Below are 13,757 nucleotides of genomic sequence, written 5' to 3'. Positions count from 1 at the left end.
ATGATAAATAAAATTGATTATGAGTAGTAAAAAATTAATTAATTCTAAAACCTGGATTCCGTCTGTAGCGGTATTTTTCTTAGGAATTATAAGCGTACAGGCACAGGAAAGCAGGCAGAAAAAAGATACAATCAGCGAAAAGGAAATTGATGAAGTTGTGGTGATCGCCTATGGAAAGGCAAAAAGGACTAGCTATACAGGTTCAGTAGCGACTATTTCCAGTGATAAAATCAATAACAGACCGGTTACTAACATTACAAAAGCTCTTGAAGGACAGGTTCCGGGGATTCAGGCGGTGAGTGCTTCAGGGCAGCCGGGTTCTACAGCTTCCGTGAGAATTAGAGGAGTAGGATCAATAAGTGCTTCCAGTGACCCTCTGTATGTGGTGGATGGAATTCCTTTTGACGGAAACATCAATTCCATAAGCCCTAACGACATCGAGTCCATCAGTGTTTTGAAAGATGCTACTGCAAGCTCATTATACGGTTCAAGAGGAGCTAACGGAATTATTATCATTACAACAAAGTCAGGTAAGAAAGGAGAATCAAGAGTTAATTTCAATATCAGTCAGGGATTTTCAAGCAGAGCGGTAAAAGATTATAAACAAGTCAGTACAGACGAATATTTTCAACTGTATTGGGAAGCCTTGAGAAATGGTTACAAATCCGACAAGATCTCTTTACAGCAGGCAGGGCAGATGGCCAGCGACAACCTTGTTACGGCACTCGGTATAAATCCTTACGGAACGGCTTATCCGAAACCTGTCGGTACAGACGGAAAACTTCTTCCGGGAGCAAAACCTTTATGGAATGATGACTGGAGAGATATCCTTCAAAGAACGGCTTCCAGAAGTCAGGTAGATTTCGATATCAGCGGAGGAAGCGAGAAAAGCAACTATTTCTTTTCATTAGGTTACCTGGACGATAAAGGAATTGCGATTCAATCAGGCTTTCAAAAATTTGGAACCAGATTGAAGATTAATTCTGAAGTGAAAAAATGGCTGAATGCAGGAGTGAATTTAAGCTATACGAACAGCATCCAGAACGCACCGCCATCTTCAGATTCCAGACAGGATAATATCATCCAGGCAGCAAGAGTAGTTCCTTCTTTTTATCCTTACTATGAAAGGAATGCGGACGGAAGCTACAGATTGGATGCAGACGGAAACAGAATCTATGATTTTGGGAAATACAGACCTACAAGTGCTTTGCAAAATCAGAATGCTGCAGCAACACTGCCTTTGGATAAAAATGAAAATAAAGAAGACAATTTTTCAGGAAAAGGATTCTTAGATTTTACCTTCCTTCCCGAACTTAAATTTAAGACGAGTTTTTCCGTTGATTTGGTGAATTACAATGGTCATTATTATTCAAATCCACTTATCGGGCAGGGAAGTGAAGTAGGAGGGTCTGTCACAAAATCAAACAGCAGAACACTTTCCTACACTACGAGTAATATTTTGACGTTCGATAAGAAATTTGGGAAACATCACATCAATGTTTTAGGAGGACAGGAATTTTATAAATATGATTATCAGACCATTTCAGGTTCCAGAAGTCAGTTTTCTCTTCCTTATTATTATGAGCCGGATGCTGCCGCTTTGTTAGGAAGTTTCAGCGGAAACAGCGATAAATTCACCCTGTTGAGTTTTCTGGGAAGAGCGGAGTATGATTTTAACAATACTTACTTTTTATCGGTATCTGGAAGAGCGGACGGTTCTTCAAGATTCTTCGAAGACAACAGATGGGGAAAATTCTGGTCTGTGGGAGGTTCGTGGAAAGTCTCGAATGAAGAATTTATCAAAAACCTGAATTTCTTCAATCAGCTTACACTTCGTGCCAGTTACGGAGGTCAAGGGAATGACAAATTGAGAAAACCGAATGGGTCTTCACTGTATTACGCTTATCAGGAATTGTATAGATTTTACAACAACCTTGGCCAGCCGGGAACCGTTCTTGAAAAAGTAAAGACTAATGATGTTAAATGGGAAACCAACCTTAATCTAAACGTAGGTCTTGAGTTTGCGATTTTGAATAACAGAGTGAAGGGTAATGTAGAGTATTTTAAGAGACAAAGCCAGGATCTTTTGTTTAATATGCCGGTAGCTCCGTCTTTGGGAATCAGTGATTTCCCGTTCAACGTAGGAACCATCCAGAATACGGGATTTGAATTTTCATTATTCACAACGCCTATCAAGAACGACAATTTACAGTGGAATGTAGATGTAAACCTGAGTACTTTGCAGAATAAAATTACAAAACTTCCGAAAGGATCGGTAATTACAGGAAGTAAACGTCTCGATGTAGGCGGATCCATTTATGATTTCTATATTCAGGAATGGAAAGGGGTAGATCCATCAAACGGAAAACCTCTGTGGAGATACATTTATCAGGATGCTAACGGAAATACGGTAGACGGAACCACTTCTGAATACGCAAAAGCAACAAGGACATTCCAGGGTTCTGCATTGCCCAAGTTAACAGGAGGGATTAGTACCAATGTGACCTATAAAAACTTTGATCTTTCAGGTCTTTTGACTTTCAGTATTGGTGGAAAAATCCTTGATACGGATTATACATCTTTACTATCCAGCGGAAATTCTGCAGGACGTGCCTGGAGTGCAGAAATGCTGAACAGATGGACTCCGGAAAACCCGAATACAGATGTTCCTGCATTGAGTACCACAACCAATAACTGGAATTCAACTTCTTCAAGATTTTTATATTCCGGAACCTATGCAAGGCTTAAAAATGTAAGTCTAGGGTATACCCTTCCATCAGATTATTTTGAGAAGCTTGGACTGAAAAAATTCAGAATCTATCTGCAGGCGGAAAACCTTCTGACGTTCTACAAGCACAAAGGAATGGATCCTGAGCAGGCTCTGGACGGAACCACGTATTACAGATATCCTGCGATGAGAACAATCACTTTCGGTCTTCAGGCTACCCTTTAAACTTTTAAAATTGAAACAATGAAAAAATTAAAATATATATCTTTTGCCCTGATCGCAGTATGGTCTCTGACAAGTTGTGAAAATGAGCTGGATACGGCTCCTACCAATCAGGCGAGCGGTGAAGAGGTTTTCAAAACTGCAGAAAGTGCAGAATCGGTTATCAACGGGGCCTGGGCCAAATTTAATGATGACGGGCCTACCTATGCGAATATTGGATACTCAACGGTTTTGAGAACCAGTGATGCGATGGGAAGCGATGTGGCAGTCCTTACGAATAAATATGGTTTTCCTTCTGCCTACGCATTCACAGAGATGATCAATAATACCATCTCACGTCCTCAGTTTATCTGGTCAACATTGTATTCCACTATTAATAACATGAATAATGTGATTACCCGTATTGATCAGACGGAAGGAAGCCAGGCGAAGAAAGCACAGGTAAAAGGACAGGCTAAGGCATTGCGTGCTTTCTGTTATCTGAATCTGGCCAGTTTTTATCAGTTCAGTTATTTGAAAGATAAGAATGCGCTTACGGCTCCTATTTATACGGAACCTTCCACCATTACTTCTGTTCCGAATAAGAGAGCAAGTCTGGAAGAAATTTATACCCTGATCAAAAGCGATTTAACGGAGGCTGATAATCTTCTGGCCGGTTACACAAGAGATAATAAGGATAAAATTAACAAAGCTGTTATCAACGGACTTTTAGCAAGAACGTATCTGAATACAGGGGAGTGGAGCAAAGCTGCCGCAGCTGCTAAAATTGCCAGAGCAGGTTATCCTTTAATGGTTCCTGAAAAATATAAGGAAGGATTCAATGACATCAGCAACGGAGAGTGGATCTGGGGGCACGGACAGACTCAGGAGCAGTCGGGAGCGAGCTATGCCTTCCATTATCTTGATGTGTCTTCTTCAGGAAGCTATTATTACAGCTTTATGGCAGATCCTTATTTTAAAGATCTTTTTGATACCAATGATATCAGATCTCAGCTTTTTCAGTGGGATGGACTTCCGGGTAGGGAAGGGCTGCTAAGATATTCCAAGTTTAAATTTAAAACGGGACTTATCGCAGATATTGTATTAATGAGAGCATCTGAAATGTATCTGATTGAAGCGGAAGCAGAGGCCAGAATCGGAAACGTGACCAATGCGGTGACTGTTTTAAACCAGCTGAAAGCAGCCAGAAATGCCAATGCTTATGCAGGACCTCTCGCCCAGAATGATGTCATAAAAGAAATTCTTATTGAAAGAAGAAAAGAGCTTTTCGGAGAAGGTTTCTCCCTTTCAGATATTATTAGAACACAGGGAACCGTAGAAAGAAAACCATTTGTAGATGCCGACGGGCAGCCTATAAAAGTTCAGATTACCACTCCGGATGGAACGGTGAAAACAGTAAACGGAAGAGGACATTCCGTCTTCAATTTCCCAGACCAGACTGCTTTTGCACCAAACAGTAAGTATTATCTGTTCAGTATTCCGCAGAAGGAGTTTGAGAATAATCCTAATCTGTAATTATTTATTTTAGATTTGATTTTTTAAGCCACCGTGTAGTGCGGTGGCTTTTTTGTGTATTGAAAAGGTTTGAAGAGATTTTTAATGAACTTATTATCATTAAAAAGCCTGCTTATACTGACGTGTTGAAGTTACTTTATTTTCAAATATATTAGTTTTATAGGATATTCCACCGATGATTCCTCCCAAGAAATTAGATCCAGTAAATGCAGAGCTTAGGCCTCCTGATACAATTCCCTGCAAAAAGCTTTTAATTGCTCCCGTATTGTTATATGCATTTTCTCAATTCAAAAAATTGTAAACCCATTATCCCAATGCTATAAGTTCTTTACCTTCAAAAATCCATTTACCATTTACCTGTTTAAAATAATAAATTTCAAATTTTGCTCCTATTCCTCTGCTTTTAATAACAGTTACAGAAGCAAAATTTTTAGATTTGTCAAGTGAAAAGTTAGTAAAACTAACGTTAACTGTCTCTTGGTTTTTTTGGAAATCAGAAACCAGGGTAATAGGATAATTGTCAATTCTACTTAAAGGTATTTTTTTTATTTTAAAAAAGATAGGATCTGTTTTTTCCTTTTTAAGGCTAAACTTGGCATTAAATAATTCTATTGATTCTTTTACATCCATCGTTGTCACTTCAGCATTTAGAGTAACAACGATATTGTCCTTAATAGAATTTTTTGACATTTTTGATAAATCAAAATATGAAACGGAATCCATTAGGATTTCAAAATTCTGATTGATTATAGAGGTTGCAATTTGTTCATCTCTCTTTTATTTATTATCACAGGATAACATTAATAAAATAAATAGTAAAGCAGTAAAATTTGTACTTACATAGTTTTGTGTTATTAATTGCATTTGTACATGTATTATTCTTGCGAAAGTTAGAATATAAAAGTCATACTTAGGGTCATATACCGTTGAATAGTGATGATGAATAATCATAAAGTTTTGGAGAGTCATCCATATATAACTTTATAAAATCTGCAAATGAATTAGTGATAGGCTTAAAAAAATCTTTTTCAGGAATAATTCCAATGATGTAATTATTAGCATTTATTACTTCTACACCGTACCACCAACTTTTATGCATATATTCTGCAAATAAGAAAATATGTTCTTTATTGATTAATCTAGAGTCTTTAAATTTGTTGCTTATTGGAATAACAGCTTCCAAAGGATAAAACAAAAAACCTTCTTCATCGGTTTCATTAGGATAAAGCGTTTCCATGCCATTCAGGTCTGAATAAAATTCTACAAAATCCTCAGGTAAATGGATGTTATTATTTTTCTGAAATTCATCAATCTCTTGTCTTGACTTTGAGGATACCGGAATGGCTTGTTTTTTCCAAAAATTAATTAATTTGGTCAATCTTTGTTTTAAATGATCTATTTTCATGAATGTATTTACTCAATTGATCTTAAATTGTTTCTTCTCCGGCGGAACAACCTCTATTACAATCTGCTGTTTGTTTTTTAACTCTCATTTAATGCATCAGTTTGTTGATTTTCTACTCCAAATTCTTTTTCTCAACCAATTTGTTCAGCTTTTATTTCTTTATAAACTCCCAATAAAATGCTTTTCGGTATTCTTGCTTTGATTCTAAGATTAGTCTTAATTGCATATTAAGTTTTATAAACAGCCTTTTCTCAGATTGTGTTTCTGTACATTTTTTCGCTAACTTTTCATTATGAAAATAAAAGCTTGATTTGATAGTAATATCTTCAATCATGGTACAGTCTTCTAAAGTATATTTCTTTGATTCATTTTTGATCTTCCAAATTTTAGATTTTTCTTGCTTTGTTAAAGGAATTACTATTTCTGCTTCAAAGGGTGCAGAATAGGATCCACAATTAGCTTTGTAATATAATCCTGTTTTACTGTTATATGATTCTATTTTCTTTATAATTATTATCTTTTATAATGCATAGGTCTCTGGACATGAAGAAGGTTTGAGAATAATCATAGCCTGTAATTGTTTATTTAAATTCACTATTGGAAGCAAACTTCCTTGTCAATTTCTTACTTTCGAATGAATTCCCAATAAAATGCAGTTTTATATGCAGGAGAAGACTTTATTAACTTGAGTATTTTGATTTTTATTTTATTATTTTCTTCTTGTTTTCCAGTAGTACATTCAGGTGATAATTTATTTTTTTCTGAATTGAATATAACATATGATTTATAAAAAAGTTTATTATCATTAAAGATGCACTCAGTAAGGTGTTTGGGTTTAAGAGAAACATACAAGTTATAAATGTCGTTTAACTCTTTCTCAGTGAGTTTTATTGTTGCTGTTACACTTTCGTCTTCTCCAAATCCGAAATTTTTCTTCTTATATTCGTATAATCCTGTTACACTGTTATATAAATGGCTTTCTATTATTGTAGAATCTTGATAAAATAATTTACCATACTTAAAGTTTACATCGTTTATTTTCTGAGATCTACATTGTAGGAAAAAAAAAGCTAAAAAAGGGAATAATATTTTGTAATTCATGTCATTATTTCATTAATGTTAATCGGTCAAAAATTGAATAAAGTTTATCAAATGTTTTGTCAGTCCAATATCTTTGGATACTATTTAACTTAGAATATGCTAAATTTATATTGTTTCTACTATTATAAAAATAACGAGGTCTTTTGAACAAGAGATTTTTATCAGCATAAACATGTTCTAACTTACTTATGGCAATATGACCAGTTGTATCTAGATTTGGATGAATTTCTAATTTTTCAGTATCTATAACAGCATCAAATATGTTTAATTTTTGAATATATGCATGTCCTGTTTCATGAATCATTGTCGCTTTTAATAATTCTTTATTTTGTGCGGTTATAGGGGCATAAACAATATCGGACTTACCTGTCCAAAAGTTTTTTGGTGTAGTGTAGGCATAAACTTTACTTCCATCTCCTGGATATAAATAGCCATCTACTCCACCAAACCCAACAGTATCTTTACCTACACCAAACTCATTAATTTCTGGCTTTGTAAATAGTTTATTTCTTGTACTACTCACATCATCTTGCATTGTTTGATGCTGTATATTTGCATCATATGCTAAATTATTACTGTTAACATCCGAAGTGGTGGTTTTATATTTAATCTTATTATGTCCATTAGCATAATAACTAACCGTAAAGCTTACAGCGGCTACAGCCGAGCCTATCACAGCTCCTTTTATTATTCCTTCAAGAAAATTATCTCCATTTATTAACGAGACAATACCTCCACTACCTGCACCAGTCAACGCTCCATTTCCGACGGTAGCCCAAAAACCTCCGGCACTGAATACTTCTCCGAGTCCTGCAGAAACCGCACCTGTAACTGTTCCCATTAGTATGGATTTTGCAAAGCCTCCCCAAGACCAATTATTATTGAATGTTGCCTGAAGAGCATACATACCTACACTTATAGCAGCTCCAATAATGGCACCGGATATTACTGTTGCCCAAAAATAACCTAACCCTACACCAATTAAGAAAGGAAGTACTTCTCCGCTTGGATCATTATACATCAACGGGTTATTCAGCACATAGCCATACTTATTGTAGTTTTGCGTATTGTAAGGATCCTGGATATATTCATCTGCGTTTAAAAACCGTCTCAACAATGGGTCATACAGTCTTCCATTCATATGAATGATTCCCACCTCTGCAAAATGTTCATGGCTGGTATATCCTCTGTCTATTAATAATGAAGTAGTATCAATTATATTTTTATCCGTAATGACTGATCCACTCCCAATCTGAAGATGAGTGAAATTTCCCCATGCATCAAAGTGCCTTTGTTCAAGCTTATTTCCGGCTTCATCACTTATAGCAAGAATACTTCCTAAATAATCCTTGTGCAAAAATTTGTAAGAACCGCTACTCTCTGTAAAGTTCTTTAAATATACAATATTACTTTCATAAGGATTCCCACCAATGTAAAGAATGTGTTTTTCTTTTCCGGTTATATTATCTTTAAGAACTTCAAAGCTTCCGTCTTCACTGTAATATTTAGTGAATTTTCCTTCCTGATCAGGATCAAAACTCCCACCATAGCTTACTTTTTGTCTCATGTTGGTAAGTCCATACTGAAATGCTACATTCCCTTTTTCACCGTCAATAAAGACAGGATCATTATTTTCATTATAAGCAATACTCTGGATAAGGTTATTATTGTAATTCTGGGTTCCTTCAGCGTTCAGAGTCATTCCTGTAGGCTGGTATACTTTTGCAGGATTTTCAAATTTAATTTTTCCGACTTGGTCGTTTTCCAAAATTCTACCTTTATCATCATAAACATTAAGGATGGCATTTAATGTTTTAACTCCCGTCGCCGGATTGGTCCAGTTTACAAGCCTGTTGTTATCATCATAGTCAAATGATTCTGTAATGTTGAAGTCTCCTCCTGTAACTCTGCTTTTCAGTTCATTCCTGATGGCATCAAATTGATATCGGATGTTTAAAAGACTCGGCTTTACTGCTGAATTATGCTTAATTTCTTTAAGGAAACCACTGTTTGTGTCATAATCATTGATGATATCCACAGATCCTAACTTTGCTTTAAGTACTTGTCCTTTTTCATTGACTTGATTGAGTTCCCATAATAGCTTGCCTGAAGTTTTATCTTTTATCTGATAAAGCTCTCCATTCCATGCACTATAAACATTTTCTATCTGTACTTTTGTCAGGACACCGGAAGAATACAGCTGCTTTTCATAAGAGATCACTCTTGCTTTATCATCATAGGTGATCCCTTTTTGGATATAATACCTACCATTACTGCTTTCGGATGATGATAAAACTCTGCCCTGAGGATCATAAGAAACAGTAGAGCTATATGCTTTTCCTTTTGATATCCCGGATTTGGTAATTACCCTTCCTTTATCATCATATGAATAAGAAATCATTTTATTGGTAGCCTGGCCGCCATCTGTTGTAGAGAGTTCTTTCTGGGAAATAAGCTGGCCAGAAGCATTGTAAGTGTATTCTTTAGTGCCTTTAGGGCTTATTATTTTTTTAGGCTGGCCGAAACCATCATATTCGTATTTATAGATTCCGTTGGATGGATCATTAAATTCTGATTTCCTTCCCCATGTATCATATTTTGTTGTAACAATATTTTCAGCGTATTGCGCTTTAACTTGCTCTCCAGCCGCGTTATAAGAGAATGTTATTAATCCTCCTTTATCAGAAGAAGAGATTGTATTTCCAATAGCATCTCCCGTTTTTGTAGTTGTTCGCGCGTTACCGTTGTTTTCCTTTACTGTAGTTGTTAAGCCTGAAACGGAAGTCGCAACTTCTTTTCCATTAAATGATTTTGCCGTTATCTTTGCAGGGAAAATAGTATCATCATAAGTAATAGTATTCCATTGGGTAGGATTGCTTCCTTCAAAGAAAGGCTCGCTTTCTGCAGTTTTTCTTCCCAGTATGTCATATTGAGTTTCATTCGAAACAAATTGTCCTTGCCCAAATGCCTTAGTAGAAACTTTATATTCCTGTCCCAGTTTGTTGGTGTGCTTTTTTGATACATCACCATTGGGACTATATTGTATAATTGTTATGTTGGAATTGGCATCTCTTAGATACTGATAAGTTATTGTACCTTCCAAATTGGTTTTAGAAGATAGAAGTTTGCCCCATTCGTCATATTTATTGATAAGTGTATTGCCTATCGGATCTGTTTGTTTTTCAATCTGTCCCCATTGGGTGTAGATTATGTTGGTTTCCAGCCCTAAATTATCGGTTTTCTTCTCTACAAATCTTCCTTTAGGCTCATATACAGCTTTGTTCGTTTGTACTTGAGAATCTATACTGTTACTGATTGTTTTTTGAATGATATTTCCAAAACCATCATAATTATATGTTTCCAAAAGATAACCTGTATTGTCTCTGTTCCAGGTTTTAAGGTTTTTTAAAAGATTATTGTCATAAATATATTCTTCTTTGGCGGATTTTGTATCACCATAAGCCTGAACAACATCTATTTTAGATTCTGGACGTCCGATATAATAAGCAGATCCTGATCCTGAAGGATTATGGATATACTTAAATGTAGAAGTTGTTAGAGCATAGCCATTGTTAACATTGGTTACACTTTGGGCTGGAAGATAGTAATCTCCGTAGGTAAGACTGCCTGTAGTGATAGTTCCTGTTAGAAAATCTTTAGTTTTGGTACTTTTCGCGATGGTAGCTGTTACGATCTTAGGTTTGTTGTCATCTGAAACAGGCGCAGTGACTAACTGATTATTCAATAATTTGTCAGCTTGATAAAAGGTAGATTTAAAACTTAATAACTGAGTATTGTTCTCAGAGATATCTGTTGGGAAAATTTTTGACTCATCATTTGTTCGGATAGACCATTCTTTTATAGGAACTCCGTCAAGTTGAGGATCTATTTCTGCTCCTGACCAGATTTTGGTATTTTCAAATTCGGTTGCATACCAAGAAGAACGGACAGTCTGATGGTATCCTAGCATTCCTTTTCCTTGCATGTTGCCTGTCATTCCCCGATACCGGAAATCCTGCTTCTTCCCTTCCTGCCTAAGCTGGGACACAGCATAAGACTGATCTAAGCGGTTTAAGGAAAAATAGGGATAAAATTCTTTCTTTATTTTCTTGTAAAAGTTCGGATTAGTAATATTATTCGGGATTATTTCCAGATAATCTACAGACATTGTAATTCCTCCTTGAGTAATAGATTTAACCTGAGAGAGTTCACTGATAGAAGAAGGAGCTTTAAGTTTATGTAGTCGCTCTTTCCAGAATAGGAAAACATTATAATAGTTATTATTGACCTTAATTTGAGAAGTGATAGGTGCGAATAAACTATATTCTTGAGGATTTTGTATAACATAATTATGGCCGCCAAGTTTATTACTTACAGCAAAATTTAGAATACCGTTTTGAACTCCATCGGAGGTATAAGTGTATATTTCATAGCCGAAAGTTCTATAATTTGAATTTCCATTTGAATTTTGTTGCCCTATATCATTATAAGAACGTATATGGATAATATCTGACTTTCCATCTTTATTAGTGTCTGAAATTGAATAAAAGTGACGGTAAATATGGAAACTTCCCGTTGAAGCACTTGATTTTCTAAATTTCAAAAAATTTGGTTTTAAAAAATTGGAGAATCCTTTTTCGGTTCCCATATAAAACCTCCAGTTATCTGTTTCCTGAGTGTCTGTAATAGGAACTGTAAAATCAAGATTTCCATCACCATTAAAGTCTCCAAATAATATAGGAACTTCGGTGTCTCTGGCCTCAAATAAACTACCTGTGAATTTTATTTTTTTGATATACTCATTAGGAGCATTTTTTACAAACTCAAGTACTGTATAGCCTGTAGTAGAAACATCAATAGTTTCGATTTTTCCATCACCATCAACATCCATATAGCGTTGATTATAATAGAAGTTTTCATTGATTCCCGAATCAAGAGTATAAGTAGCTAAAGGGTTATTAGAATTTTTTAAATCCACAATAAAGTTTCCTACTGTATACGTGTTACAACGTAGTATAGTACATGGTTCAGGACCTTTCATAGTTCCAGAAGAATTGGGATTGTTACAGTTAGGATCCGGAATCCACTGGCAAAGCTCTTGCTTCAATGTTAGAAATATATCTGAGATACCATCCCCATTAAGATCTCCTTCATTCAATGTGGGAAGCAACATTCTGCATCCTGCAGGATGAGGGTCAGTAGTACTTTGCGTACAACCTGATTCGTTATAGACAAGCTTTTCAAATACTTTAACGAAAGTATTGTCTCTAAAGATATATCCGCGGATATATCCATTTTCATATTGAATAATTCCATTTCCATTGTATACTTGACCTTCTTCATCCAGTAAAGTATTGACAATCTTTGCATCAGAGTTAAAAATCTTAGAGGTTGGAACATCGGTGAAGTTTTCATTAAAGGCTCCAAGTTTTACAATTCCATTATTCATAATGAAGTCCACATAAGAATCTCCGTTAAAATCACCTGTCAACTTAACGTTGTCAAAACTATCCATACTGTTTGGTGAATATTCCAGATTTTGTAGAGTAGGAACAGGATAATTAAAAGTTATCGGATTGGCAGCACTGTCTTCAGTATTATGTTCTGTAATTGTATTAACTAATTGATAGTTACTTCCATTTTTTATATATTCAATAGCATACCTTTTAAATTGGTTTCCATTCGAACTTACCTTAATTTCAGATAATAATTTATTTTGTATATATCTCAGCCCCTGCATATATGATTCTTCTGAAAGATCTCTGTCATGATAAGTAAAGTCAATAGTATTAAAGTGGGGATTATTTAAAATTTCATTCCCACCCCAATGAATTGATGATATTCTTGACACACCACCATCTATACCTCTAAATCCGGAAATCATGGTATACTCATAATTATAATTTATATAATTACCTTGTGCATCTCTCCATTTTACAATATTATATTCTAAAGCTGTTCTGGCTGGATTACTTCCTAAAGCAGTAGCTCCGTACCAAGCTTGGGAACCATCTTCAAAAGTAACTTCCCAATATTCAGGGCCCTGCCAAATCTGCCCTGCTATAGATCCGACGGATTTTATTTTAGTATTGGAATATTTTTCAGTCACATATTCAGCTCCGTCCTTACCATATTCTCCTGATTTTAATAGCAACCTTTGTCCATTGAAACTGAAATAATCTGAATAATCTAATTTAACACTGTTCAATTCTCCGTCTTTTTCAATATTCTTTCCAATTCTTGAAATGGTAGTAATACCTGAAAGTGCCCACCCATAGCCAGCAATACCATTTCCTGAATTGCTTAAATAAATTAAGCTAATATTTGGAGCTACATTTTTTACTCCAGGAGGTAAAGCAATAGGCAATGTAAACTGAAGCTGTCCGGCTCCACTCACTTCAATATTTCCCTTTGTGTCATGGAATTTTTGATCACCTACAACAGATGTTCCAGATGGATTATTTACACCAGCATTGGAGTCCAAAGGCCCGCCTCCAGAGCTTTCCGTAGAGGATCCTATCTTTGCCACAAAAGGATTAGCTACTGTTGAAGAAGCGCTAAATCCAGGAGTAAGGATCACCGTTTGTGGGTCCTGAACCGTTCTTGATGTATTTTCTGTCTGGTAAAGTATGGTCTGTGAAAATCCCAGTACTGAACACAAGGACAGTATAAATGATAAAATAAATTTCATTTTTATAGTATAATTATCAATGAGAATTGTTGATCAATAAGTAAAAGATACAGCACTGAAAAATTTTTTAATCTTTCAATGCTTTAATCTATTTT

Annotated in this window: 6 protein-coding genes; 2 read left to right on the top strand and 4 right to left on the bottom strand. The window is 35.4% G+C overall.

What is annotated here, in order from left to right:
- The first annotated feature begins 19 nt into the window (after window positions 1–19).
- The gene (locus ACM46_RS01415) at window positions 20–2,953 is read left to right on the top strand and encodes a SusC/RagA family TonB-linked outer membrane protein (RefSeq protein ID WP_048504833.1); all 2,934 of its coding nucleotides are present in this window, start codon (window positions 20–22) and stop codon (window positions 2,951–2,953) included.
- An 18-nt stretch (window positions 2,954–2,971) separates the two neighbouring features.
- Window positions 2,972–4,465: a RagB/SusD family nutrient uptake outer membrane protein gene (locus ACM46_RS01410; protein ID WP_048504832.1), complete on the top strand. Its 1,494-nt coding sequence runs from the start codon at window positions 2,972–2,974 to the stop codon at window positions 4,463–4,465.
- Between the two features lie 306 nt (window positions 4,466–4,771).
- On the opposite strand, the gene ACM46_RS01405 is transcribed toward ACM46_RS01410, so the two are convergent.
- The 4 genes from ACM46_RS01405 to ACM46_RS01385 all read right to left on the bottom strand — a co-directional run bounded on the left by ACM46_RS01405 (window position 4,772) and on the right by ACM46_RS01385 (window position 13,662).
- Window positions 4,772–5,155 (bottom strand): hypothetical protein, encoded by a 384-nt coding sequence (locus tag ACM46_RS01405; protein ID WP_131707525.1) that lies wholly within the window; start codon window positions 5,153–5,155, stop codon window positions 4,772–4,774.
- A 226-nt stretch (window positions 5,156–5,381) separates the two neighbouring features.
- Window positions 5,382–5,870 carry an SMI1/KNR4 family protein gene (locus ACM46_RS01400; RefSeq protein ID WP_048504830.1) on the bottom strand — a complete coding sequence of 163 codons (489 nt, stop codon included), beginning with the start codon at window positions 5,868–5,870 and terminating at the stop codon, window positions 5,382–5,384.
- 624 nt (window positions 5,871–6,494) lie between these two features.
- Window positions 6,495–6,971 carry a hypothetical protein gene (locus tag ACM46_RS01390; RefSeq protein ID WP_048504828.1) on the bottom strand — a complete coding sequence of 159 codons (477 nt, stop codon included), beginning with the start codon at window positions 6,969–6,971 and terminating at the stop codon, window positions 6,495–6,497.
- A gap of 4 nt (window positions 6,972–6,975) precedes the next feature.
- Window positions 6,976–13,662, bottom strand: a complete 6,687-nt coding sequence (locus ACM46_RS01385) for an RHS repeat-associated core domain-containing protein (protein WP_083997309.1) — start codon at window positions 13,660–13,662, stop codon at window positions 6,976–6,978.
- Window positions 13,663–13,757 lie beyond the last annotated feature (95 nt).

Origin of the sequence: Chryseobacterium angstadtii (genome assembly GCF_001045465.1) — a bacterium.
Lineage (GTDB): Bacteria > Bacteroidota > Bacteroidia > Flavobacteriales > Weeksellaceae > Chryseobacterium > Chryseobacterium angstadtii.
The sequence above is the reverse complement of the archived record's forward strand: the minus strand, read 5'-3'. Positions and strand labels throughout refer to the sequence as shown.

Excerpts from the sequence above, each read along its gene's own strand:
- ACM46_RS01415 (WP_048504833.1), top strand. The coding sequence starts at position 20 with ATGAGTAGTAAAAAATTAATTAATTCTAAAACCTGGATTCCGTCTGTA.
- ACM46_RS01410 (WP_048504832.1), top strand. The coding sequence starts at position 2,972 with ATGAAAAAATTAAAATATATATCTTTTGCCCTGATCGCAGTATGGTCT.
- ACM46_RS01405 (WP_131707525.1), bottom strand. The coding sequence starts at position 5,155 with ATGTCAAAAAATTCTATTAAGGACAATATCGTTGTTACTCTAAATGCT.
- ACM46_RS01400 (WP_048504830.1), bottom strand. The coding sequence starts at position 5,870 with ATGAAAATAGATCATTTAAAACAAAGATTGACCAAATTAATTAATTTT.
- ACM46_RS01390 (WP_048504828.1), bottom strand. The coding sequence starts at position 6,971 with ATGAATTACAAAATATTATTCCCTTTTTTAGCTTTTTTTTTCCTACAA.
- ACM46_RS01385 (WP_083997309.1), bottom strand. The coding sequence starts at position 13,662 with ATGAAATTTATTTTATCATTTATACTGTCCTTGTGTTCAGTACTGGGA.